Source organism: Azotobacter bryophylli (assembly GCF_042643485.1).
In the GTDB taxonomy this organism is placed as follows: domain Bacteria; phylum Pseudomonadota; class Gammaproteobacteria; order Pseudomonadales; family Pseudomonadaceae; genus Azotobacter; species Azotobacter bryophylli.
Genome location: NZ_JBHRSJ010000012.1, coordinates 473,785 through 495,968 on the forward strand (window position 1 = coordinate 473,785; position 22,184 = coordinate 495,968).

Genomic DNA, 22,184 nt, shown 5'->3' on the forward strand with positions numbered 1-22,184 from the left:
CTACAGCTCGATGCTCATGCCGTCCCAGGCCACCTCGATGCCCCGCCGGTCGAGGAGCGCCCGCTCGGCGGAGGCCTCGTCCAGGATCGGGTTGGTGTTGTTGATGTGAACGAGCACCCGGCGCACCGCCGGCAGGGCTTCGAGCGCCTCCAGCAGGCCGCCCGGACCGCTCAGGGCCAGGTGGCCCATCTCGCTGCCGAGCCGGTCGCCGACGCCGCAGCGGCGCAGCTCGTCGTCGTGCCAGAAGGTACCGTCCAGCAGCAGGCAGTCGGCGCCGCGCAGGACTTCCCGCAGCGCCGCATCGACCCGGCCCAGGCCCGGGGCGTAGAACAGCCGGCCGCCGCTGCTCGCGTCCTCGACCAGCAGGCCGAGGCTGTCGCCCGGCTGCGGGGCCCGTCGGCGCGGCGAATACGGCGGCGCGGCGCTGCCCAGCGGCACCGGCGTGAAGCGCAGGGCCGGGCAGGCCGGCACGCGGAACGGGCCGTCCGGGGCGATGGGGCGCCAGCGCAGGCCGCCGTTCCAATGCGCGAGCAGGGCGAACAGCGGGAAGCCGTCGCTGAGGTCGCGGTGGACCGCCTCGCTGCACCAGACGTCCAGGGGACAGCCCTCGCGCAGGCTCAGCAGGCCCGCCGCATGGTCGATCTGCCCGTCCAGCAGCACGACCGCGCCGATCGCCGTGTCGCGCGGCCGGCGCGCCGGCTGCAGGGCCGGGAAGGACGCCAGCTGGGCGCGGATATCCGGCGAGGCGTTGCACAGCACCCAGGCCGCGCCGTCGTCGGACAGGGCGACGGACGACTGGGTGCGCGGCCGGGCGTTCAGCCGCCCCTCGCGCAGGCCCCGGCAGTTGCGGCAGTTGCAGTTCCACTGGGGAAAGCCACCGCCGGCAGCGGAGCCGAGCACCCGGACGAGCACGGCAGGCGCGCCGGCGCTCAGCGGTTGGCGACGTAGAGGGTGACTTCGAAGCCGATGCGCAGATCGACGAACGCGGGTTTGCTCCACATGGCGGATCTCCTCCTGCTGGCCGTCGGCCCGGCGGTTTCCGGCACCGACTCACACAGGAAAGCATTAGTCGGCCCGGCGGTTCTCTTCAACGCCGCGCCGACGGAGCGTCCCTCGCCGCGCCGGCCTCAGCGACGCCGCCAGCCCGGCGGGGGCGGCGCGTTGGCCAGGGCGCACCAGCCGCCCGCCGCGGCGCGCAGGGCCGCCAGCTGGCGCACCGCCTCGTCCCGGCGCAGGCGCTCCAGCGCCGCCCGCACCCGTTCGGGATGGCCCGTGTCCCGGCCAGCCAGACGGGCCTGCCAGGCCCATTCCGCCAGCTCGTGCGGGCTGGAGGCGGCATCGGCCAGGCGCGCCACCAGCCGGGCCTTTTCCTCGGCCAAGGGCGCCGCTTCGAGGGCCTGCAGCCATGCCTGCCGTTCGTCGAGAAAGGCCTCGACATGGGCGAGGAGCTGCCCGACCGACGCGCTCGGCGACTGCACGGCGAAGAGGATGCCACTCCGCCCGCCGACCTGGCGAAAGCTGCAGGACACCGCATAGCCCAGCTGCAGTTCGCCACGCAGCCGTTGGTAGAACGCCCCCTCCATCAGCTGCGCCAGCAGACGCCAGGCGGCCTCGGTAGCCGGCGCGGACGACGGCAGCGGACAGAACAGCAGCAGGGCGCTTTCGCCCGAATCCGCCGCCTGCCACCAGCGCAGGCCGGCGTCCGGCGCGAGCCCGGCCGAATCGCCGCGCACCGGCTGGCCGGGGAGTCTTGCCAGGGCCGCCTGCAGCCGGCCGCTCGACGCCGCCGGCAGGCCCGCGGCCAGGCCGTCCCAGCGGGCGCCATGCCAGGCCCGGGCCAGATCCTGCGGCCGGGACGCCGCGGCGGACTCGGCCGTCCAGAACTGAGGTAGGCGCCGGAGCAGCCGGCGGATCGGCATCTCGCCGCCGTCGCCCGCCTCGTCCGCCTGCCGCCGCAGCGCCTCGGCCAGCGCCGCCCGGGGCGGCGCGCGCAGCAGCCCGGCGAGTGCACCCAGAACCTGCGGCAGCAGGTCCGCCGGACCGTGGAGCTGCAGGCTCCAGCCGCCCTCGCCGTCTTCGAAGCGCGACTCGACGCCGGCCTGCCGCGCCGCCCAGAGCGTCGGGCGCAATGCCGCGCCGAGCGCCCGCCAGAGCCCCGGCGGCGTTTCGGCCAGGCGCCAGCGCAGGAACAGGGCGCCCGGCCCGGGCGTATCGCCCCGCTCCAGACAGCGCAGGGCCGGGTCGATGGCGGCCGCCGGCAGCGCCGCGGGAGCCGGCCGCAGCCAGGGATTGGGTTCCGGCTGGCGCCAGCGCCACCGCCGGGGTTCGGCCCGCGGCGGCACCTCGCCGTCCAGCCGCAGGGGAAAGCCGCCCGCCTGCCGGGGCTCGCAGGGCCGCCGGTCGCAGGTCAGCACTAGGGGCCGCAGGCGCCGCATCTGCCCGAGCAGCGCCGACAGGGCCTGGCGCACGGCGGCCTCGGCGGTCGCCGCCGACCAGGCCCCCGGCTCCGCCCAGTAGCGCACCCGCTCCAGCGGCCCCAGGCACGACAGCTGTCGCTGCCGGCTCCGGCGGTATTCGTCCCAGCACCGATGCCAGTCGGCCGCTTCGGCGAAGAAGCGCAGCCAGTCGCAGACCGCCTCGACCAACGCCGCCCGCGCCGACAGCCCCGTTTCCGTCAGCTCCAGGCCGATCGCCACCAGCCCCTGGCCGGCGAACCGGTACGGCGTGCGCAGATCGATCGCCTCGCACCAGCCCGCCTCGCGCAGCCGGCTGGCCAGGCCGCCGGGCGCCTCGCCGGTCAGTCGGTCGGCGAGCAGGTCCAGTGCCGCTTCGCCGCCCGCCGGCAGGTGTTCGACGGCGAAGGCCAGTTCCAGGCGCGGCCGTCCGTCGCTCTGCAGGCGCAGCCAGCGCCCGGCCGTCAGCCCCAGCGGCGGCGGCCGGCGCTCCACCCAGGGCGCGCGGGCCAGCCGGCATTCGGTCGCCCGCAGCAAGTCTGCCAGCGCCGCCGGCCGCTGCGGGGCGGCGAGCAGCAGCTCGCTCTGCCCGGCCTGGTAGAAGCGCCGGTGATGCTCCCGCAGCGCCCGCTGGAAGGCCGGCCGCTCCACTGGCAGGGTCGCGCGGTTGCCGGCATGGAAGGCGCCGAACGGATGGGGCGCCGCCAGGGCGGTGCCGAGCGCCGCGTCGCACAGGGTCTCCCGCTCGGCACCGCGGGCCTGGAACTCGGCCTGCAGCACCTCGCGCTCGGCGAGCTGCGCATCGATGTCGAGCAGCGGCCGGGCGAGCATGTCCAGCAGGCGCCCGAGGGCTTCGCCGAGCAGATCGGCCGGCACCTCGAAGAGGAAGTCGGTATGCCGCTCGCGGGTCGAGGCGTTGAGCCGGCCGCCGCAGCCCCGGACGAAGGCCATGAGGCTCCGTGCCTGCGGATAGGCGCGGCTGCCGAGAAATAGCAGGTGCTCGAGAAAGTGCGCCAGCCCCGGATACTCCGCCGGCTCGTCGTGGGAGCCGGCTCCCACGCGCAGCAGCGCCGCCGCCCGCGAACCGGGCGGCAGGGCGATCAGCCGGCCGCGCTGCCCGCCGGGCAGGGCCAGCGGCAGCGGCGGCCGCACGGGGTCGATGGGCGGCGGGCGCATTTGCGGGTGTATGAAAAACGACCAGAAGGCATCATAGCAGCCGATCGCCGCGCCACCCGGGCGCGGCTGCGTCCGCCACCGATCCGCCGACGATTGCCAAGCCGGGCGGCCTGTGGATAAGTACAGCGTTTTTTGCCTTCGGACCCGACATGCAGGACCTCGAACCCGGCGAGCGCCCGCCGCGCCAGTCCCTGGAAAACCCCTTCTACTACCTGGAGAACTTCCAGCAGGTGCTGGACTGGGTCGGCGTGCGCCACGGCGATCTGCTGGACGAGGCCGAGCGCGCCTTCCTCGACCGCTTCCCGCGACTGCCCCGCGCCTCCCGCGCCCTGCTGGTGCGCATGGCGATGCGCAAGGGCCGGCTGTTCCGCGCCGGCAAGCTGCGCTACGCGGAGATCGGCTGCCCGCTGGAAGCCGCCGCGCCACTGATCGCCGAAGGCTGGGTCGAGGCGGCGCCGGCGCTCGGCCTCGACGAGCTGTTCGGTCTGCTGACCAAGGGCGAGATCGCCCAGGCCTTCGGCCTGCCGGCGAAGCTGCGCAAGGACGAGCTGCGCGCCGCCCTGGCCGCCGAAGCAGAGCCGCCGCGACCGCTGGCCGAATGGTGCCCGGCGCTGCCGGAGCGGGTCCTGGGCCTGGCCATCGACGGACTCTGCGAGCGCCTGCGCCTGATGTTCTTCGGCAACCTGCGGCAGGACTGGAGCGAGTTCGTCCTCGCCGACCTCGGGATCTACCGCTACGAACAGGTGCCCTTCTCCGCCGAGTCGCGGGCCTTCCACAGCCGCCGGGAGCTGGACGACTACCTGCACCTGCAGCGCTGCCGCGAGCGCTTCGAGGCCGGCGCGGCGCCGGACGCGGTGCTGGCGGGGATCCCCGCCGAACCCTACGCCAACCCCTGGCTGGAGCGGCGGCGCGGCAAGCTGCTGTTCCGCCTGGCCCAGCAGCACGAGCGCGACGGCAACTGGCCGGAAGCCCTGCGCCTGCACGCCGGCAACCGCTACCCGGAGGCGCGCCAGCGCTGCATCCGCATGCTGGAGCGCTGCGCTCAGGTCGAGGCGGCGCTGGAGCTGGCCCTGGCGGCCGAGGCCGCGCCGGAGAGCGAGGCCGAAGCCCAGCAGCTGGAGCGCCTGCTGCCGCGCCTGCGCCGCGCCCTGGGCCAGCCGCCCGTCCCCCGCCGCGCCGCGCGCCGCGTCGAGCGCCTGGATCTGCGCCTGCCACAGCCGGCAGCCGGCGTGGAATGGGCGGTACGCGAGCACCTCGACCGGCCGGAGGCGCCGGTGCACTACGTGGAGAACACCCTGCTCAACTCGCTGCTCGGCCTGCTCTGCTGGGAGGCGATCTTCGCCCCGCTGCCGGGCGCCTTCTTCCACCCCTTCCACAGCGGCCCGGCCGACCTGACCCGGCCGGACTTCGCCGAGCGCCGCCGCGAGCCGTTCGAGCGCTGCCTGGCGCGCCTGGACGACGGCAGCCACCACGAGGCCATCCTGCGTACCTTCGCCGAGAAACACGGCCTCCAGTCGCCCTTCGTCGCCTGGGGCCTGCTCGACGAACCCCTGCTGCGCCAGGCCCTGGCCTGCATCCCGGCGCGGCACCTGCGGCTGGTCTTCGAACGCCTGCTGCGCGACGTCAAGGCCAACCGCTCGGGCCTGCCGGACCTGATCCAGTTCTGGCCGGAGGAGGCGCGCTACCGGATGATCGAGGTGAAGGGGCCCGGCGACCGTCTGCAGGACAACCAGTGCCGCTGGCTGGACTACGCCCTGGAGCACGGCATTCCCGTGGCGGTGTGCTACGTGCAGTGGGCGGAGGAGCCGCGGTGAGCTACCGGGTGGCGGTGCGCAGCCTCTGCGAGTTCACTGCCAAGCAGGGCGATCTGGACCTGCGCTTCACCCCCTCGCCCAGCGCCCAGGAAGGCATCGTCGGCCATGGCCTGGTGACCGGGCGGCGCGGTGCAGGCTACGAGCGCGAGGTCGCGCTGGAGGGCCGCTACGGGGAACTCCTGGTGCGCGGCCGCGCCGACGGCTACGACCCCGCGCTCAACCGCCTGGAGGAGATCAAGACCTATCGGGGTGACCTGGCCCGCCAGCCGGCCAACCATCGCGCGCTGCACTGGGCCCAGGCCAGGGTCTACGGCTGGCTGCTGTGCCGGAGCCGCAACCTGCCCGCCATCGAGCTGGCGCTGGTCTACTTCGACGTGGCCAGCCAGAAGGAAACCCTGCTTCTGGAGCGCCGCGATGCCGAAGAGCTGCGCGCTTTCTTCGAGGCCCAGTGCCAGGCCTTCCTCACCTGGGCGGAACAGGAGCTGGCGCACCGCGAGGCCCGCGACCGGGCCCTCGCCGAACTGCGCTTCCCCTACCCCAACTTCCGCCCGGGCCAGCGCCAGCTCGCCGAGGCCGTGTACAAGGCCGCCTGCACCGGCACCCACCTGATGGCCCAGGCGCCCACCGGCATCGGCAAGACCCTGGCCACCCTGTTCCCGCAGCTCAAGGCCTGCCCCGGACAGAAACTGGACAAGCTGTTCTTCCTCGCCGCCAAGACCTCCGGCCGGCGCCTGGCGCTGGATGCGCTGGCCACCCTCGGCCGCGGCCGGCCGCTGCGGGTGCTGGAGCTGACGGCGCGGGACAAGGCCTGCGAGCATCCGGATCTCGCCTGCCACGGCGAGTCCTGCCCCCTGGCCCGCGGCTTCTACGACCGCCTGCCGGAGGCTCGCGCCGCAGCCCTGGAGACGCCCTTCCTCGACCAGGCCCGGCTGCGCGAGGTGGCCCAGGCCCACCGGGTCTGCCCCTACTACCTGGGCCAGGAACTGGCGCGCTGGGTCGACGTGACGGTCGGCGACTACAACTACTACTTCGACCTGACCGCCCTGCTCCACGGCCTGACCCAGGCCAACCAGTGGCGCGTCGGCGTGCTGGTGGACGAGGCCCACAACCTGCTGGAGCGCGGCCGCGGCATGTACAGCGCCGAGCTGGACCAGCGCGACCTGCGCGCCGCCCGCCGTCAGGCCCCGGCCGAACTGAAGAAGCCGCTGGAGCGCATCCAGCGCGCCTGGAGCGCCCTCGCCCGCGAGCAGGTCCGGCCCTACGAGGTGAAGGAAGAGCTGCCCGGCAAGCTGCTCGCCGCCCTGCAGCAGGCCATCGGCGCGATCAACGACTTCCTTGCCGACGCCCCGGCCGGGCTGGACGTCGAACTGCAGGCCTTCTACTTCGACATGCTGCAGTTCTGCCGCCTGGCCGAGCTGTTCGACCGCCATTCGCTGTTCGACTGCAGCCTGCTGCCGCCGGATCGCCGGGGCCGTGCCGCTTCCCGGCTGTGCCTGCGCAACGTGCTGCCGGCGCCCTTCCTCGCCCCGCGCTTGGCCCAGGCGCGCTCCGCCGTGCTGTTCTCCGCCACCCTGAGCCCGCGCCGGTTCTATGCCGACACCCTGGGCCTGCCGACCAACAGCGTCTGGCTGGAGGCGGACTCGCCGTTTCGCGCCGAGCAGCTCAGCGTGCGCATCGCCCGGCACATCTCCACCCGCTACGGCGACCGCGCCGCCTCCCTGGAACCCATCGTCGAGCTGCTGGCCCGCCAGTACCGGGAGCGTCCCGGCAACTACCTGGCGTTCTTCAGCAGCTTCGACTACCTGCGGCAGGTCAGCGCCCTGCTGGCCGAGCGCCATCCGGACATCCCGTTCTGGGAGCAGACCCGCAGCATGGAGGAGGACGCGCGCCAGGCCTTCATCGAGCGCTTCCAGGCGGGCGGGCGCGGCATCGGCTTCGCCGTGCTCGGCGGGGCCTTCGGCGAGGGCATCGACCTGCCCGGCGAGCGGCTGATCGGCGCCTTCATCGCCACCCTCGGCCTGCCCCAGGTCAACCCGGTGAACGAGGAGTTCAAGACGCGGCTGGCGGCGCTGTTCGGCAGCGGCTACGACTACGCCTACCTCTACCCCGGCCTGCAGAAGGTGGTGCAGGCCGCCGGCCGGGTCATCCGCACGCCGCAGGACGAGGGCGTGGTGCACCTGATCGACGACCGCTTCGCCCGCCCCCAAGTCCGCCGCCTGCTGCCGTCCTGGTGGCGGATCGAGGAGGACGCTCAGCTCACCTGCAGCAGCTCGTCCCAGCACGTGGTGTAGCGCTGGGACATCAGCTCGCGGCGCATCGCCCACGCCGGCTCGGCCGGCACTCGCCCCAGGCGGATGCTGCCGCGGCCCTGGCGGGCGTTGATCCGGTCGATCGTCGCCATCAGGCGGTCGGCGCCGGGACGGGGGCGCGGAGCGAAGAGGTCGCCGGTGAACTCGCCGCGCCGGCGCAGGTCCAGCAGCAGGACCTCGGCCTTGCTGTAGGCGAAGCCGGGCCGGTAGATCGCCTCGAGGCCGCGCAGTGCGGCGTCGACCAGCACCCGGGTGTCGTCGGTGGGATACGGCAACGGACAGGGCATGACGCCGCAGTAGCGGGGCTCGCCGGGAGCGTGCATGCCGGTGCGGATCGCCACCTGCAGGGCGCCGGCCAGCGAGCCCTGGCGGCGCAGCTTCTCCGCCGCGGTGGAGGCGTAGCTCGCCAGCGCCTCGCGGATCGGCGCCAGCTCGTGCAGGCGCCGGCCGAACATGCGCGAGGTGCAGATCGTCTGCCGCGGCGCCGCCTCCTCCAGTTCCAGGCAGGGAATGCCGCGCAGCTCCCGGGCGGTCTTCTCCAGGACCACGCTGAAGTGGCGGCGCAGGGTCGCCGGCTCGAAGTGCGCCAGGTCCCAGGCGCTGCGGATGCCCAGCGGCGCGAGCCGGGCGGACAGGCGCCGGCCCACGCCCCAGACCTCGCCCACCTCGGCGATCCGCAGGAGGCGTTCGCGCCTGAGCGGGTCGCGCAGGTCGACCACCCCGCCGCACTTGCCCCAGGTCTTCGCCGCCCAGTTGGCCAGCTTGGCCAGGGTCTTGGTCGGCCCGATGCCGACTCCTACCGGCAGGCCGGTCCAGCGCCAGACCCGCTCCCGCGCCCGCTGCCCGAGGGCCTCGAGATCGCCGGGCAGGCCCGCGAGGTCGGCGAAGGCCTCGTCGATGCTGTAGACCTCCACCTTGGGGAACAGGCCTTCCAGGGTCGCCATCACCCGTGCGCTCATCTCGCCGTAGAGCTCGTAGTTGGAGGAGAACACCGCCACGCCCCACTGCCGCAGGCGCTGCCGCCACTGGAAATACGGGGCGCCCATGGGGATGCCCAGGCGCTTGGCCTCGCGGGTGCGGGCGATCACGCAGCCGTCGTTGTTGCTCAGCACTACCACCGGCACGTCCTTGAGCCACGGCCGGTAGACCCGCTCGCAGGAGCAGTAGAAGGCATTGCAGTCGATCAGCGCATAGCTCATGGCCGGGCGTGGAAATGCAGGTTGCAGGTGACCACGCCCCAGACCTCCAGGCTGTCCGGCTCCACCGCGAGCGGCGCGTAGTCCGGGTTGGCCGGCACCAGCCAGAGCCCGCCCGCCGCGTCGCGGCGCAGGGTCTTGACCGTCAGCTCGCCGTGCACGTGGGCGATCACGATGCAGCCCGGCCGGGGCTCGAGGGAGCGGTCGACCACCAGGATGTCGCCGTCGTGGATGCCCGCCTCGATCATGCTGTCGCCCCGGACCCGGACCAGATAGGTGTGCGGGGCACGCAGGCCGACCAGATCGTCCAGCGACAGGCACTGCTCCTGGTAATCGCCGGCCGGCGAGGGGAAGCCCGCCGGCACCCAGGCCTCGTAGTAGACGGCGGGAGCGGTGGCAGGGTCGAGCCGTCCGATGATCTGTGCCTGCATGGGAAATCGCTCGCCGTTGACTGTATGCATATACAGATAGCAGACGGGCGCGGCCCCGGTCAATCGCAGCGGGCGATGCGTGGCTCTGCAGCGTCGCAGAGCGCCAGGGAAAGACAAAAACCCCCTAACTTCCGCCGGTATTCCGAAGAACTAACGCCCATGACTCCGCCAACTAAGGCAGACATACAAGCAGGCATCCAATAAATCGCCTCAAGTAATTAAAACTAAATAACGACATAACTCAGCGGCACTTCCATGAACTCATAACCGCCTAAAAAGACACACAAATAGTAACTTCATCGATAAAAACGCCTCCGTTCGTCAGAACTTCTCTTCCGCCAATCGAAGCCGGTTGAACTCCCAGCTTCACCTTTCCTCAGAGACTAGGACAGGTTCATTTAACCGCTGAACCCCGAACTATGGAATCTGTCTCCAACCATGAAGTGAGCAGTAACGGGAGAAGATGACATGCCTACGACCAAGAAAGGCGACAAAGGCGACATGAGCGTGCAGGAAGCCGGCCGCAAGGGCGGCAAGGCGACGTCCGCCACTCATGATCGCGAGTTCTATGAGGAAATAGGACACAAAGGCGGTACGAAGGGAGGCCCACGGGTGCGCGAGTTGATCGAGGAAGGGAAGAAATCGGAAGAAGGGAAATCCTGAAACGACCCCGCACCAACCTGATCGATAACTCCTGGAGGAAGTCCAAATGCCTACCAAATCCAAGAAGGGCAGCATGAGCGTCAGCGAAGCCGGGAAGATGGGCGGCGAAACCCGCAAGAATCAACTGGGCCCGGAAGGTTATTCCGAACTCGGCAAGAAAGGCGGTCAGCGGGTTCGCGAACTCATCGAAGAAGGCAAGAACTCCGAAAACAGCGAAAACACCGGAAGCTCGGGAAAGCAGTGAAAGATCGACGAGTGTCTCGGCCCTAGTTGATCGGGCAGGAGTACAGCTATGGCAGGTAAAGACAAGACGGAAAGAACGGAAACGGAAAAGCAGAGCAGCAAGGGAAACATGAGCGTCCGCGAAGCCGGACAGAAAGGCGGAGAAGCCACTTCCGCCACCCATGGCCACGAGTTCTACCAGGAGATCGGCCATAAAGGCGGAGAAGCCGGCGGCAAGAAGGGCGGACAACGCGTACGTGAACTCATCGAAGAAGGCAAGAAGTCGGAAGAAGGCGGCGGCGAAGAACGCTGACTTCCACGGATCGTCTTGAGCTTCAGGAGGTTGAGATGGCTGGCAAAGGTCATAAAGACGAGCAGCAACAACAGCCGCAAAAGGGCAGCATGAGCGTTCATGAGGCCGGGAAGATGGGCGGCGAAGCTCGCAAGGAACAACTAGGCCCCGAGGGTTATTCCGAACTCGGGAAGAAGGGCGGCGAAGCCCGCAAGGAACAGCTCGGTCCGGAAGGCTATTCGGAACTCGGCCACAAGGGCGGCGAAGCCCGCAAGGAGCAGCTCGGCCCGGAAGGCTATTCGGAACTCGGCCACAAGGGTGGCGAGGCCCGCAAGGAGCAGCTCGGCCCGGAAGGCTACTCCGAACTCGGCCATAAGGGCGGCCAGCGGGTTCGCGAGCTGGTCGAGGAAGGCAAGAAGCAGGAGCAGGAACACGGCGGCGGCAAGAAATAATCCGCCGCTCCCTGCGGGAATCGCCTGAGGAGTCACGGGCAAACGAGAAAAGCAACGGCGGGGAGACCAGTTCTCCCCGTATTGCTGTTCAGGGGTCCGGTTTCACTCCCGGCATTCGAAGACAGAGGTGAATCATGACCAGAGGTCTTGGCGGCCACTCCCCGTCCAACGTGTCCCATTATCTGAAGGGCATCGACTTTCCCGCCGACAAGGAGCATCTGCTCCAGCAGGCGAAGAAGAACGGCGCCGAAGCGGAAGTGCTGGACACCATCAAGCAGTTGCCGGAAGAGCAGTACGAAAGCATGGCCGACGTCATGAAGGGCTACGGCCAGGTGCACTGAACGCCGGAATCCGGCTCGACCCGATGCGCGGGCCCCGACGGGCCGGCGCATCGGACCGCTCCCCCCGCCAGACCGCCCGCCGCGGTCTCTCCCGTCACTCGCCGGAGCCATCGCCCAGTGGGCGGCGCAGGGTGAAGGCGCCGCGCAGCTCGCCGAGGGCGAAGCCGCGGGCCTGATCGCCCGGATAGCGCTGATCCAGCAGGGCGAGCAGATCCTTGTCGATGTTTTTGCCGTGGCAGGCCAGGCAGGGCTCGCCGGTGGCGATCGCCTGCATGTAGCGATACTCGCCGTCGACCACCTCGCCATGGCTCAGACCGGCGACCGGCTTGCCCGCCGCCGCCTCGCGGGCGAAACGCTCCAGCACCTCCCGTTCCCAGGTATCCGGCCGGTTGTTCGGATTGCGGACCTTGAGTGCCGTGCGGCCGATCGTCCAGGGCTGCCGGCTGTGCTTCTCGGCGATGGACGGCGCCAGGGCCTGGCAGGCCATGACCGCATTCTGCGGGCCGCCCTGGGCCATCGCCTGCTTGACGGTAGCCAGCAGTTCCTGGGCGAAGGGCGCTATCAGGGCCCTGGCCTGGGCCTGGTATTCCGCGTTCTGGGCGGGCTGGGCGAGCGCGAGCCCGCTGGCGAACGTCAGAGTGAGGGTCGTGAGCAAACGCATGGCCACCTCCTGGGGGCGTATGGGGAACATCCTGCCGGACAGGCTTGCCTGAGGCGCGCGCCCACGACCGACTTCCGTCGGGCCGGCAAACGCGCAGCTGTACAATTTACAATAAAACATATTAACTTCCAGGCATATGACTGAGCCGCTTCGCGGCTGCCCGACGGAGAACCCCATGACCCTAGACTGGGCGCACTTCACCCCCTGGTCGGCCCTTGCCGGCGGCGCGCTGATCGGCTTGGCCGCCAGCCTGTTCGTGACCTGCAACGGCCGTATCGCCGGCATCAGCGGCCTGCTCGGCAGCCTGCTGGAGCGTGGCGAAGGCGTCGGCGAGAAGACCCTGTTCCTGCTCGGCCTACTCGCCGCCCCGCTGCTCTGGCAGCTGTTCCGCGCGCTGCCGGAGATCGACTTCCAGACCGGCTGGGCGGGCCTGGTGCTCGCCGGACTGCTGGTGGGCGTCGGCACCCGCTACGGCTCCGGCTGCACCAGCGGGCACGGCGTCTGCGGCCTCTCGCGCCTGTCGCCGCGCTCCCTGGCGGCGACGCTGGCGTTCATGGCCAGCGGCTTCGCCACCGTGTTCGTCATGCGCCATCTGCTCGGAGGCTGACCATGCGCAAACTGACCGCCTTTCTGGCCGGCCTGGTGTTCGGCATCGGCCTGCTGCTGGCCGGCATGGCCGACCCGGCCAAGGTGCTCGGCTTCCTCGATCTCGCCGGCGCCTGGGACCCGTCGCTGGCGCTGGTGATGGGCGGCGCCATCGGCGTCGCCTTCCTGCCCTTTTCCTGGGCGAAGCGGCGGCAGCGCTCGCTGCTGGACGCGCCCATGCAGCTGCCGCAGAAGCGCGAGCTGGATCGTCGCCTGATCGCCGGCAGCCTGGTGTTCGGCATCGGCTGGGGCATCGCCGGCATCTGCCCCGGCCCGGCCGTGACGCTGCTGCTCAGCGGGCACTGGCAGCCCCTGTTGTTCGTCCTTTCCATGCTCGCCGGGATGCTGCTGTTCGCCGTGCTGGAGCGCCGGCGCGATCATTGACGGGAAACCGGCCGCTCGTCATCGCACAAGGCCAGCATCAAGGCGAAACAGTAATGTTGTTGCACGCTCCCGAGAGATGGATTCTGATGGACCGGCAATGCTCCGGCGGGTTCGTGCGCCCGTTGGGATCGCCGGAGCCATTGGAAGCCATCGGAAAAAGCAGTCAAAAAAGGGGAAGCTTCATGCACAAGCCTTCGCTCATCGCGGCAGGTGTATTACTGAGTGCCAACGCCTGGGCCGCAGCGCCTGCCAATGAGCCTATCCAGCCGATCCAGCCGGCCAAGATCGAGAATCCGGCCAAGGTGGAACTGGGCAAGCAGCTGTTCTTCGATCCACGCCTGTCCAAGTCCGGCTCCATTTCCTGCAACTCCTGCCACAACCTGTCCATGGGCGGCAGCGACAACCTGCCCACCTCCATCGGCCACAACTGGCAGAAAGGCCCGATCAACTCGCCGACCGTGCTGAACGCCGGCTACAACGTCAAGCAGTTCTGGGACGGCCGCGCCGCCGACCTCAAGGCCCAGGCCGGCGGTCCGATCGCCAATCCGGTGGAGATGGCCTCCAGCCATCAGCTGGCCGTGGACGTGCTGAGCTCGATCCCCCAGTACCGCGAGTCGTTCAAGCAGATCTACAAGACCGACCAGATCACCATCGATGCGGTGACCGACGCGATCGCCGAGTTCGAGAAGACCCTGGTCACCCCCAACTCCCGCTTCGACCGCTGGCTGCAGGGCGATGAGCAGGCGCTGACCCAGACCGAGCAGGCAGGCTACCAGCTGTTCAAGTCGGCGGGCTGCGTAGCCTGCCACAACGGCCCGGCGGTCGGCGGCGGCATGTTCATGAAGATGGGCCTCGTGCAGCCCTACCAGACCAGCAACCCGGCCAAGGGCGTCGCCGGCGTGACCGGCAAGGACAGCGATCTCAACGTGTTCAAGGTGCCAACCCTGCGCAACGTCGAGCTGACCTATCCCTACTTCCACGACGGCGCCTACTGGAAGCTGGAGGAAGCGGTCGACGTCATGGCCCGCGTGCAGCTCGGCCGCCAGCTGCAGGAGCAGGAGATCGGTCAGATCGCCGCCTTCCTGCGGACCCTGACCGGCGAGCAGCCGAGCTTCAAACTGCCGACCCTGCCGCCGTCCAGCGCGCAGACGGCGAAACCCCAGCCGTTCAACTGAACCCATCGGCGAGCCCTTCCCCGCGAGGGGCTCGCCGTTCCGGAGGAGATCGAGATGAAGAACGCCCATGACCTGGTCGCGGCCGCCAAGGCCCGCATCCGGGAGATCCCGCTGAGCGAGAGCGAATCGGCCATCCACGCGGCCGACGTACTGCTGGACGTGCGCGAGCCAGACGAATACCGGGCCGGACACATCGCCGGCGCGCTGAACATTCCGCGCGGGATGCTCGAATTCAAGATGTCCGGCACGCCCGAACTGGGCTCCCGCGACCTGAACATCCTGCTCTACTGCAAGGGCGGCGGCCGCGCCGCGCTGGCCGCCCAGACCCTGCAGGAGATGGGCTACCTGTCGGTCAGCTCGATCACCGGCGGCTTCGACGCCTGGGCCGCGGCAGGCAAGCCGGTGGATAAGCCGGCCCTGCCGTCCTTCGAATAGGCCCGCTCCTTCGGCTCAGAAGGAGTGGCTGTAGTAGAGCGCGTAGGATTCGATACCGTCGTTCGGCTCCTCGATCCCGGCGTTGGAATAGTGACTCGCCCGCAGGCCGATCCTGTGCCCGCCGGCGAGCCGGACACCGACGCCGATGCGATTCTCGAAATTGAAGGACGAGCCCAGCCGCTTGTCGCCCACGCGGGTCTTCGAGAAGAAGGCGACGCCGACGCCGAGCTCGACGAAGGGCTGGATGCTTCTGCCGGCGAACTGGTAGACGAATACCGGGCTCAGCGACAGCGAATGTGCCCCCGCGTAATCGCCCCCCTCCCAGTAGGTGTAGCCGGCATCCCAGTAGCCACCCACATGACCGAGGCCGGTCTTCCACCACGCCTGCCGCCAGTCGAGCGCCAGACCGACGCGATAGGTCATGTCGCCCTGGCCGGTGACGCCCACCGCGCCACCCAGCTCCAGTGCCCGGGCGCGGCCTGCCGCACCGAGCAGCAGGACAGCCACGACCGGCAAGTGCAGAGACCTTCGCATGGAAACTCCTCCCGAGATCCCGGCGACAAACGCCTGCTGGCAGAAGCAACCCATCCAGCGCGGCCAACCCCGGTACGGAACGCCGGGCGTCGAGCACGCGGGCCGGCAGCCGGTTGCCGCTCCCCTCCCATAACTATGGCTTGGCTGGCGGGATTTTCCCGGCCATTCGATGCTCCCCGGGGCATTACGCACCGCTCGACGGAGCCTCCGCTCCTCGCCGGTCTGCCCGGACGCGGGCGCGATTGGGCACAATGGCGCGACGCCCACAGCCCCTGGCCATGACGAGAACGGAATGAAAGCCGAAGACCTCCTGCTGCTGGTGACCCGGACCATGCCCTATGGCAAGTACAAGGGCCGCCTGATCGCCGACCTGCCCGGCCACTATCTCAACTGGTTCGCCCGCGAGGGCTTCCCCGCCGGCGAGATCGGCCGTCTGCTGGCGCTGATGCAGGAGATCGACCATAACGGCCTGTCGGCGCTGCTCGAACCGCTGCGCCGGCGCTGAGCGGCCGGCGCGGGCCCGGTCAGCCCAGCCGGCTCAGGGCGCGGCGCACCATGCTGGCGTATTCGGGCGGCGTGAGGGCGTAGAGCTCGCCCGCCACCCAGTCCAGCCAGCGCCCCTGGAGCCGTTCGCGCTCGGCCAGCAGGCGCCACGCCTCGGCTTCGGCCTGCATCTCATGGAGTTGATGGAACTCGGCCCGTCCGGGCTTTTCCCCCGCGCCGTCGTTGTCGCACTGCATAGATCTCACCCTGTTGGAATCACCGCCCCCAGTCTGCCAGCGCCCGCACATCAGGACGGCGGCACGGCGTCCTCGTTGTTCTCCGCCCAGCCGCCGCCCAGGGCCTTGAACAGGTCGACCTCGCTGATCAGTTGGTCGAGGCGGTCGCTGATCAGCTTCTGCCGGGCGCTGAACAGCTGGCGCTGGGCGTCGAGCAGGGTCAGGTAGCTGTCCACCCCGGTGCGGTAGCGGCGCTCGGCCAGCTCGTAGTAGAGCTCGTTGGCCTTGACCAGATCGCGCTGGGCACTCAGCTGCTGGCGATAGGTGTGGTGGGCCGCCAGGCCGTCCGAGACCTCCTGGAAGGCCACCTGGATGGCCCTCTCGTACTGGGCCACGCCGATGTCCTTCTGGATCTCGGCGTAATTCAGGCTGGCCCGCAGGCGGCCCGCGGTGAAGATCGGCAGGTTGATCTGCGGCTGGTACAGCCAGGTTCCGCTGCCCCCGGTGAACAGGCCGGACAGCTCCTTGCTCAGGGTGCCGGCATCGGCCGTCAGGCTGATGTTCGGGAAGAAGGCCGCGCGGGCTGCGCCGATGCTGGCATTGGCCGCCTTGAGCTGGTGCTCGGCCTGGAGCACGTCCGGCCGCCGCTGCAGCAGCCGCGATGGCAGGCCGGCCGGAACCCGGGCGAGCAGGTCGTCGGCGAGGCCGTGGCTACCCTGCAGATCGGCCGGCAAGCTGGCGCCGAGCAGCAGGGTCAGGGCGTTGCGGTCCTGGGCGACCTGACGGGTGAACTGCGCCAGCTTGGCCCGGGCATCCTCCACCGCGGTGCGCGCCTGGCTGAGGTCCAGCGCGGAGGCGACTCCGACGTTGAAGCTGCGCTCGGTCAGGCGATAGCTCTCCTCGTAGGTCTGCAGGGTATCGCGGGTCAGCTGCAGCAGGGCCTGATCGGCCTGCCAGGCCAGGTAGGCGTTGGCCACGCTGGCGACCAGGCTGATCTGGGTGCTGCGCCGGGCTTCCTCGCTGGCGAAGTACTGTTCCAGGGTCTGCTCGTTGAGGCTGCGCAGACGGCCGAAGAAGTCCAGCTCCCAGGAGGTGGTGCCGAGGGTCACGCTGTACTGGCTGCTGATCCGCGATTTGCCGGTGGTGCTCAGACTGTCGGGAATGCGCTGTCGGTTACCCGTGGCCTGGACGTCGAGGGTGGGGAACAGTTCGGAGCGCTGGATACGGTACTGGGCACGGTAGGCCTCCAGGTTCAGCGCGGCCGTCCGCAGGTCGCGGTTGTTTTCCAGGGCGATCTGCAGCAGGCGCTGCAGGGCCGGATCGAGGAAGAAGTCCCGCCAGCCCTGTACGCCCGAGACGGTGCCGTCGCGGGTCCGGCCGGCATAGGCCTCGCCTTTCGGCCAGTCGGCCGCAACCGGCGCCGCCGGGGTCCGGTAGTGGGGGATGAACGAGCAGCCGCCGAGCCAGGCGACCCCGAGCAAGGCCAAGGACAGGCGGACGCCTCTCATAGCGCCTCCTCCCCGGCCGCGGCGGCATCGGCCTCGCGGGTCCGCCGTTCCTTGAACAGGGAAGACACCAGCACATAGAACAGCGGCACCCAGAAGATCGCCAGAACGGTGGCGGTCAGCATGCCGCCGATCACCCCGGTGCCGATGGCATGCTGGCTGCCGGCGCCGGCACCGCGGGAGATCGCCAGCGGTACCACGCCGAGGATGAATGCCAGGGAGGTCATGACGATCGGCCGCAGGCGCATGCGGCAGGCCTCCAGCGCCGCCTCGGACAGGCTCCGGCCCTGCTCGTGCAGTTCCTTGGCGAACTCGACGATGAGAATCGCGTTCTTCGCCGAGAGGCCGATGGTGGTCAGGAGCCCCACTTGGAAGAACACGTCGTTGGACAGCCCGCGCATGCTGGTGAACAAGAGGGCACCGACGACGCCCAAGGGGACGACCAGCATCACCGAGAAGGGAATCGACCAGCTCTCGTAGAGCGCCGCCAGGCAGAGGAACACCACCAGGAGCGACAGCGCATAGAGCGATGGCGCCTGGGAGCCGGAGAGGATCTCCTCGTAGGACAGGCCGGTCCAGGCGAAGCCGATGCCGGTCGGCAGCTGCCGGGCGATGCGCTCCACCTCGGCCATGGCCTCGCCGGTGCTGTAGCCGGGAGCCGGCTCGCCGAGGATCTCCATCCCCGGTACGCCATTGTAGCGCGAGAGCTTCGGCGGGCCGTAGATCCATTTGCCGGAAGCGAAGGCGCTGAACGGCACCATCTTGCCGTCGGCATTGCGCACGTACCACTGGGCGAAGTCCTCGGGGTTCATGCGGGACTCGGCCTGCCCCTGCAGGTAGACCTTCTTCACCCGGCCCCGGTCGATGAAGTTGTTCACGTAACTGGCGCCCCAGGCGATGGCCACCGCATCGTTGATGTCGGCCAGGGACACGCCGAAGGCCCGCGCCTTCTCGTCATCGATCAGAAGCTGGAACTGGGGCTCGTCGTTCAGCCCGTTTGGCCGCACGCGCTGAAGAACGGGGCTCTGCGCCGCCAGGGACATGAACTGGTTGCGGGCGTCGGTGAGCGCGATGTGGCCGAGGCCGGCGCGATCCTGCAGGAACACGTCGAAACCCGTCGCGTTGCCCAGCTCCATCACCGCCGGGGGCGCGAAAGCGAACACCATCGCATCGCGCAGCGAGAGGAAATACCGCTGTGCGCGCTGAGCGAGGGCGAACACGCTGGCGTCCTCGCCGCTCCGCTGCTCCCAGGGCTTCAGGCTGATGAAGGCCATGCCCGAGCTCTGGCCCCGACCGGCGAAGTTGAAGCCGGTGATGGTGAACACCCCCCTGACCACGTTCTTCTCCTCGGTGAGCAGGTAGTCGCGCATCTTGTCCACCACCTGCTGGGTGCGCTCGATGGTCGAGCCGGGCGGCGTCTGCACCTGGGTGAACAGCACGCCCTGATCCTCGTCGGGCAGGAAGGCGGTGGGGATCCGGGTGAACATCCAGCCCATCACCACGACTATCGCCAGGTAGGCCAGCAGATAGGGCGCCTTGCGTCTGAGCACCGACTTGACCCCGCGCTCGTAGCCCTGCACGCCTTGTTGGAAGGTACGATTGAACCAGCCGAAGAAGCCGCGCCTCTCGTGATGCGCCCCCTTGGCGACGGGCTTGAGCAGAGTCGCACAGAGCGCCGGGGTGAAGATCAGCGCGACCAGCACCGACAGGGCCATGGCGGCAACGATGGTGATGGAGAACTGCCGGTAGATCACCCCGGTGGAGCCACCGAAGAAGGCCATCGGCAGGAACACGGCGGAAAGCACCAGGGCGATGCCGACCAGGGCGCCCTGGATCTGTCCCATGGACTTCCGGGTTGCCTCTCGGGGCGGCAGTCCATCCTCGACCATGACCCGCTCGACGTTTTCCACCACCACGATGGCATCGTCCACCAGCAAGCCGATAGCCAGCACCATACCGAACATGGTCAGGATATTGATGGTGAAGCCGAAGGCCGCGAGAACGCCGAAGGTGCCGAGCAGCACGACCGGAACCGCCAGGGTTGGAATCAAAGTGGCGCGGAAGTTCTGCAGGAAGAGGTACATCACCAGGAACACCAAGATGATGGCCTCGAACAGGGTATGCACCACCCCTTCGATGGAGGTCGAGATCACCGGTGTGGTGTCGTAGGGGTATTCCACCTTCAGCCCCGCCGGGAAGTAGGGCTCCAGGTCCTTGAGCACCCTGCGTACGGCCTGGGCGGTCTCCAGGGCATTGGCTCCGGTGGCGAGCTTGATCGCCATCCCCGCTGCCGGGCTGCCGTTGTATTGCGCGCTGATACTGTAGTTCTCACCACCCAAACCAACCTCCGCGACATCGCCGAGCCGTACCTGCGAGCCGTCCTGGTTGACCTTGAGCAGGATGTTGCGGAACTGCTCGGCCGTCTGCAGGCGGGTCTTGCCGATGATGGTGGCGGTGAGCTGCTGGCCGGAGATGGCCGGCAGGCCACCCAACTGTCCGGAGGATATCTGGACGTTCTGTGCCTTGATGGCGCTGCTCACATCGGTCGGAGTCAGCCCGAAGTTGGTCAGCCTGAGCGGATCCAGCCAGATCCGCATGGCGTACTGCGAGCCGAAGACCTGGAAGTCGCCGACACCCTTGGCCCGGGAAACCGGATCCTGGACGTTGGAAACGATGTAATTGGACAGGTCGTTCTTGTCCATGCTGCCGTCCGTGGAGACGAAGGCGATGATCATCAGGAAGTTCTTCACCGCCTTGGTCACCCGGATACCCTGCCGTTGGACCTCCTCCGGCAGCAGCGGTGTCGCCAGTTGCAGCTTGTTCTGCACCTGGACCTGGGCGATGTTCGGATCGGTCCCCTGATCGAAGGTGACGGTGATGGTCATGCTGCCGTCGGAGTTGCTCTCAGAGGTGATGTAGCGCAGGTTGTCGATGCCGTTGAGCTGCTGCTCGATCACCTGCACCACGGTATCCTGCACGGTCTGCGCCGAGGCCCCCGGATAGACGACGGAGATGCTCACCGCTGGGGGGGCGATGTTCGGATACTGGTTGACCGGCAAGGCGAGGATGGCCAGCCCGCCGGCCAGCATGATCACCAAGGCGATCACCCAGGCAAAGATGGGGCGATCGATGAAGAACTTGGACATTAGGCGCTATCCCCTAGTTAGCCTTCCTGGCCTTGCCGCTGTGCAGTCGCCTCCTGGGGGCCCTGGCCGACGTTGGTCGCCGGAACCGCTTTCACTTCTACACCCGGGCGGATGAACTGCAACCCCTCGGTGATCAGTCTGTCACCGGGATTGAGCCCCTCGCTCACCAGCCAACGGTTGCCCACCGCGAGTTCGGCCTTGACCACCCGCTGCTCAACCTTGTTCTCGGCATTGACCAGCATGGCGACGGCTTCGCCCTTCAGATTGCGAGTGATGCCCTGCTGCGGGGCGAGAATCGCCGAGTTCTTGACGCCGGAAAGCAGCCGGGCATGCACGAACATGCCCGGCAGCAGGATCTTGTCCGGATTGGGGAACAGGGCACGCAAAGTCACCATGCCTGTGCTCGGATCGACGGAAACTTCGGAGAACTCGAGCTTGCCCTCATAGAGATATTCACTGCCATCTTCGAGGGTCAGGCTTACCTTGGCAGCGTTTTCTCCTGCCTTTTCTAGACGACCGCTGGCCAGATCGCGACGCAAAGTGATGAGCTCACGAGCCGCTTGGGTGACATCCACATAGATGGGGTCGAGCTGATTGATGGTTGCCAGTGGCTCGGCCTGGCCATTGGTCACCAAGGCGCCCTCTGTTATCGCCGTGCGGCCGATACGTCCGGAAATTGGCGCAAGAACCTTGGTGTAAACCAGGTCTATCTCCGCCCGCTTCAACTTGGCCTCGGCTTGCAAGGTGGCGGCCTTGGCCTGGTCGTAATCCTGACGGCTTACCGCCTGGTCCTTGATCAGCTGGGCATAGCGATCCGATAACGGCTTGGTTGCAGCGAGGTTGGCCTTGGCTTCCAGATATGCAGCTTCATATGGCGCTGGATTGATCAGATACAGCTGCTGCCCTTCTTTGACATCAGTCCCCTGAGTGAACATTCGTTTGAGGATGATGCCGTTGACCTGCGGACGCACTTCCGCCACACGGTACGGGGCCGTCCGCCCCGGCAACTCGCGGGTCAGAGTATAGGGTTGAGCCTCTAGAGTGATAATCCCGACTTGCGGAACCTGCTTGGGGGGCGCCGCTGCCTCCTGCTTGCATCCGCCCAGAAAGAGCATAGCCAGAATGACAGTAGCCAAGGCGACAAGAGCTGGCTTCTTCTGCATCTCTAAAAACCCCTTCTTTCGTCATTCAGGCCAGTTTGCAGGCGATAGACCTGGAGGTCTTGTTATTAGCCCAGTTAATATACTTACATACAAGAATGTTTGTAAATGTGCAGCATCGAGCATTCGTCAGAAATGTTGCTCAATATGTAACCAACCGAGAGTGTTACCGCAGGGACAGGAGGAGACACGCACGCTTCCTTGCCAGCAGTAGGTTGCGTGCTGAGCGGCTTTGCATGGGACATTCGGACTCTGCTCTTGTTGCAGCAGCAGATGGAGAAAGTAAATAGAGATGCATAGAGCGCTTGCTGCTAGACCTAGCAGCAAGCCTTGGGGCGAATATCAGGCCACACAAGGCCAAAGCGTCTTTTCCCGGCGCAAAGACGAACCCCCGACCGGCAGGTGCCAGTCGGGGGTTCGGGATAGGCGCTTGACGATGACCTACTCTCACATGGGGAAACCCCACACTAC

Annotated in this window: 21 protein-coding genes and 2 pseudogenes; 12 read left to right on the forward strand and 11 right to left on the reverse strand. The window is 68.4% G+C overall.

All coding sequences use genetic code 11. The features are described 5' to 3' along the window. The 3 genes from pqqB to pqqF form a co-directional block, all read right to left on the reverse strand. Positions 1-912: a pyrroloquinoline quinone biosynthesis protein PqqB gene (pqqB, locus tag ACFOJE_RS08380; protein ID WP_377813856.1), complete on the reverse strand. Its 912-nt coding sequence runs from the start codon at positions 910-912 to the stop codon at positions 1-3. 17 nt (positions 913-929) lie between these two features. After that, positions 930-1,001 (reverse strand): pyrroloquinoline quinone precursor peptide PqqA, encoded by a 72-nt coding sequence (pqqA, locus tag ACFOJE_RS08385; RefSeq protein ID WP_377813892.1) that lies wholly within the window; start codon positions 999-1,001, stop codon positions 930-932. Positions 1,002-1,127: 126 nt separating this feature from the next. Next, positions 1,128-3,629: a pyrroloquinoline quinone biosynthesis protein PqqF gene (gene pqqF, locus ACFOJE_RS08390; protein ID WP_377813857.1), complete on the reverse strand. Its 2,502-nt coding sequence runs from the start codon at positions 3,627-3,629 to the stop codon at positions 1,128-1,130. A 149-nt stretch (positions 3,630-3,778) separates the two neighbouring features. Here pqqF and ACFOJE_RS08395 point away from each other — a divergent pair, with 149 nt between their 5' ends. Next, the gene (locus ACFOJE_RS08395) at positions 3,779-5,443 is read left to right on the forward strand and encodes a VRR-NUC domain-containing protein (RefSeq protein ID WP_377813858.1); all 1,665 of its coding nucleotides are present in this window, start codon (positions 3,779-3,781) and stop codon (positions 5,441-5,443) included. Then, positions 5,440-7,734 (forward strand): helicase C-terminal domain-containing protein, encoded by a 2,295-nt coding sequence (locus ACFOJE_RS08400; RefSeq protein WP_377813859.1) that lies wholly within the window; start codon positions 5,440-5,442, stop codon positions 7,732-7,734. The genes ACFOJE_RS08395 and ACFOJE_RS08400 overlap by 4 nt, the downstream gene beginning before the upstream one ends. On the opposite strand, the gene ACFOJE_RS08405 is transcribed toward ACFOJE_RS08400, so the two are convergent. Beyond that, entirely contained in the window at positions 7,695-8,951 is a 1,257-nt protein-coding gene (locus ACFOJE_RS08405) for a Y-family DNA polymerase (RefSeq protein WP_377813860.1), read from the reverse strand. The two genes, ACFOJE_RS08400 and ACFOJE_RS08405, sit on opposite strands and share 40 nt — an antisense overlap. Beyond that, a complete protein-coding gene (locus ACFOJE_RS08410; RefSeq protein WP_377813861.1) occupies positions 8,948-9,379 on the reverse strand; it encodes a LexA family protein in 432 nt (143 codons plus the stop codon). The genes ACFOJE_RS08405 and ACFOJE_RS08410 overlap by 4 nt, the downstream gene beginning before the upstream one ends. A gap of 468 nt (positions 9,380-9,847) precedes the next feature. Between ACFOJE_RS08410 and ACFOJE_RS08415 the strand changes: the two are divergent. The 5 genes and pseudogenes from ACFOJE_RS08415 to ACFOJE_RS08435 form a co-directional block, all read left to right on the forward strand. Continuing rightward, positions 9,848-9,985 (forward strand): annotated as a pseudogene (locus ACFOJE_RS08415) (general stress protein); the annotation flags it as partial. Positions 9,986-10,088: 103 nt separating this feature from the next. Then, on the forward strand, positions 10,089-10,286 hold the full coding sequence (locus ACFOJE_RS08420; protein ID WP_377813862.1) for an Em GEA1 (EM1): 198 nt from the start codon (positions 10,089-10,091) through the stop codon (positions 10,284-10,286). A gap of 108 nt (positions 10,287-10,394) precedes the next feature. Continuing rightward, positions 10,395-10,500: pseudogene (locus ACFOJE_RS08425) on the forward strand (KGG domain-containing protein); the annotation flags it as partial. A 112-nt stretch (positions 10,501-10,612) separates the two neighbouring features. Further along, positions 10,613-11,008, forward strand: a complete 396-nt coding sequence (locus ACFOJE_RS08430) for a KGG domain-containing protein (protein WP_377813863.1) — start codon at positions 10,613-10,615, stop codon at positions 11,006-11,008. Positions 11,009-11,142: 134 nt separating this feature from the next. After that, positions 11,143-11,349, forward strand: coding sequence for a DUF2795 domain-containing protein (locus ACFOJE_RS08435; RefSeq protein WP_377813864.1), 207 nt, complete (start codon positions 11,143-11,145; stop codon positions 11,347-11,349). A gap of 94 nt (positions 11,350-11,443) precedes the next feature. On the opposite strand, the gene ACFOJE_RS08440 is transcribed toward ACFOJE_RS08435, so the two are convergent. Further along, positions 11,444-12,010 (reverse strand): Tll0287-like domain-containing protein, encoded by a 567-nt coding sequence (locus ACFOJE_RS08440; protein ID WP_377813865.1) that lies wholly within the window; start codon positions 12,008-12,010, stop codon positions 11,444-11,446. Positions 12,011-12,185: 175 nt separating this feature from the next. On the opposite strand from ACFOJE_RS08440, the gene ACFOJE_RS08445 reads away from it, so the two are divergent. The 4 genes from ACFOJE_RS08445 to ACFOJE_RS08460 all read left to right on the forward strand — a co-directional run bounded on the left by ACFOJE_RS08445 (position 12,186) and on the right by ACFOJE_RS08460 (position 14,649). After that, positions 12,186-12,617: a YeeE/YedE family protein gene (locus ACFOJE_RS08445; protein ID WP_377813866.1), complete on the forward strand. Its 432-nt coding sequence runs from the start codon at positions 12,186-12,188 to the stop codon at positions 12,615-12,617. A 2-nt stretch (positions 12,618-12,619) separates the two neighbouring features. Next, positions 12,620-13,039, forward strand: a complete 420-nt coding sequence (locus ACFOJE_RS08450; RefSeq protein WP_377813867.1) for a DUF6691 family protein — start codon at positions 12,620-12,622, stop codon at positions 13,037-13,039. Between the two features lie 182 nt (positions 13,040-13,221). Further along, complete coding sequence (locus ACFOJE_RS08455) at positions 13,222-14,214, forward strand: cytochrome-c peroxidase (protein ID WP_377813868.1); 993 nt, start codon at positions 13,222-13,224, stop codon at positions 14,212-14,214. A gap of 54 nt (positions 14,215-14,268) precedes the next feature. Beyond that, a complete protein-coding gene (locus ACFOJE_RS08460; RefSeq protein WP_377813869.1) occupies positions 14,269-14,649 on the forward strand; it encodes a rhodanese-like domain-containing protein in 381 nt (126 codons plus the stop codon). Positions 14,650-14,664: 15 nt separating this feature from the next. Here ACFOJE_RS08460 and ACFOJE_RS08465 read toward each other — a convergent pair whose 3' ends face one another. Continuing rightward, positions 14,665-15,183 carry an acyloxyacyl hydrolase gene (locus tag ACFOJE_RS08465; protein ID WP_377813870.1) on the reverse strand — a complete coding sequence of 173 codons (519 nt, stop codon included), beginning with the start codon at positions 15,181-15,183 and terminating at the stop codon, positions 14,665-14,667. Between the two features lie 292 nt (positions 15,184-15,475). On the opposite strand from ACFOJE_RS08465, the gene ACFOJE_RS08470 reads away from it, so the two are divergent. Continuing rightward, on the forward strand, positions 15,476-15,688 hold the full coding sequence (locus ACFOJE_RS08470; RefSeq protein ID WP_377813871.1) for a DUF3820 family protein: 213 nt from the start codon (positions 15,476-15,478) through the stop codon (positions 15,686-15,688). A 19-nt stretch (positions 15,689-15,707) separates the two neighbouring features. Here the strand turns inward: ACFOJE_RS08470 and ACFOJE_RS08475 are convergent, their stop codons facing one another. Genes ACFOJE_RS08475 through ACFOJE_RS08490 form a run of 4 tightly spaced genes read right to left on the reverse strand, consistent with a single transcriptional unit; the run spans position 15,708 to position 21,716 of the window. Then, entirely contained in the window at positions 15,708-15,923 is a 216-nt protein-coding gene (locus tag ACFOJE_RS08475) for a hypothetical protein (protein ID WP_377813872.1), read from the reverse strand. Between the two features lie 50 nt (positions 15,924-15,973). Then, positions 15,974-17,410 (reverse strand): AdeC/AdeK/OprM family multidrug efflux complex outer membrane factor, encoded by a 1,437-nt coding sequence (gene adeC / locus ACFOJE_RS08480; protein WP_377813873.1) that lies wholly within the window; start codon positions 17,408-17,410, stop codon positions 15,974-15,976. Continuing rightward, positions 17,407-20,553 carry an efflux RND transporter permease subunit gene (locus ACFOJE_RS08485; RefSeq protein ID WP_377813874.1) on the reverse strand — a complete coding sequence of 1,049 codons (3,147 nt, stop codon included), beginning with the start codon at positions 20,551-20,553 and terminating at the stop codon, positions 17,407-17,409. The genes adeC and ACFOJE_RS08485 overlap by 4 nt, the downstream gene beginning before the upstream one ends. A 17-nt stretch (positions 20,554-20,570) precedes the next feature. Beyond that, a complete protein-coding gene (locus tag ACFOJE_RS08490) occupies positions 20,571-21,716 on the reverse strand; it encodes an efflux RND transporter periplasmic adaptor subunit (protein WP_377813875.1) in 1,146 nt (381 codons plus the stop codon). Positions 21,717-22,184 lie beyond the last annotated feature (468 nt).

What these genes read in the sequence shown, in the direction of transcription:
- ACFOJE_RS08395 (WP_377813858.1), top strand. Translation starts at nt 3,779, where the DNA reads ATGCAGGACCTCGAACCCGGCGAGCGCCCGCCGCGCCAGTCCCTGGAA.
- ACFOJE_RS08465 (WP_377813870.1), bottom strand. Translation starts at nt 15,183, where the DNA reads ATGCGAAGGTCTCTGCACTTGCCGGTCGTGGCTGTCCTGCTGCTCGGT.
- ACFOJE_RS08445 (WP_377813866.1), top strand. Translation starts at nt 12,186, where the DNA reads ATGACCCTAGACTGGGCGCACTTCACCCCCTGGTCGGCCCTTGCCGGC.
- ACFOJE_RS08430 (WP_377813863.1), top strand. Translation starts at nt 10,613, where the DNA reads ATGGCTGGCAAAGGTCATAAAGACGAGCAGCAACAACAGCCGCAAAAG.
- ACFOJE_RS08460 (WP_377813869.1), top strand. Translation starts at nt 14,269, where the DNA reads ATGAAGAACGCCCATGACCTGGTCGCGGCCGCCAAGGCCCGCATCCGG.
- ACFOJE_RS08410 (WP_377813861.1), bottom strand. Translation starts at nt 9,379, where the DNA reads ATGCAGGCACAGATCATCGGACGGCTCGACCCTGCCACCGCTCCCGCC.
- ACFOJE_RS08440 (WP_377813865.1), bottom strand. Translation starts at nt 12,010, where the DNA reads ATGCGTTTGCTCACGACCCTCACTCTGACGTTCGCCAGCGGGCTCGCG.
- ACFOJE_RS08470 (WP_377813871.1), top strand. Translation starts at nt 15,476, where the DNA reads ATGAAAGCCGAAGACCTCCTGCTGCTGGTGACCCGGACCATGCCCTAT.
- ACFOJE_RS08475 (WP_377813872.1), bottom strand. Translation starts at nt 15,923, where the DNA reads ATGCAGTGCGACAACGACGGCGCGGGGGAAAAGCCCGGACGGGCCGAG.
- ACFOJE_RS08405 (WP_377813860.1), bottom strand. Translation starts at nt 8,951, where the DNA reads ATGAGCTATGCGCTGATCGACTGCAATGCCTTCTACTGCTCCTGCGAG.
- ACFOJE_RS08450 (WP_377813867.1), top strand. Translation starts at nt 12,620, where the DNA reads ATGCGCAAACTGACCGCCTTTCTGGCCGGCCTGGTGTTCGGCATCGGC.
- ACFOJE_RS08435 (WP_377813864.1), top strand. Translation starts at nt 11,143, where the DNA reads ATGACCAGAGGTCTTGGCGGCCACTCCCCGTCCAACGTGTCCCATTAT.
- ACFOJE_RS08455 (WP_377813868.1), top strand. Translation starts at nt 13,222, where the DNA reads ATGCACAAGCCTTCGCTCATCGCGGCAGGTGTATTACTGAGTGCCAAC.
- adeC (WP_377813873.1), bottom strand. Translation starts at nt 17,410, where the DNA reads ATGAGAGGCGTCCGCCTGTCCTTGGCCTTGCTCGGGGTCGCCTGGCTC.
- ACFOJE_RS08485 (WP_377813874.1), bottom strand. Translation starts at nt 20,553, where the DNA reads ATGTCCAAGTTCTTCATCGATCGCCCCATCTTTGCCTGGGTGATCGCC.
- ACFOJE_RS08490 (WP_377813875.1), bottom strand. Translation starts at nt 21,716, where the DNA reads ATGCAGAAGAAGCCAGCTCTTGTCGCCTTGGCTACTGTCATTCTGGCT.
- pqqF (WP_377813857.1), bottom strand. Translation starts at nt 3,629, where the DNA reads ATGCGCCCGCCGCCCATCGACCCCGTGCGGCCGCCGCTGCCGCTGGCC.
- ACFOJE_RS08420 (WP_377813862.1), top strand. Translation starts at nt 10,089, where the DNA reads ATGCCTACCAAATCCAAGAAGGGCAGCATGAGCGTCAGCGAAGCCGGG.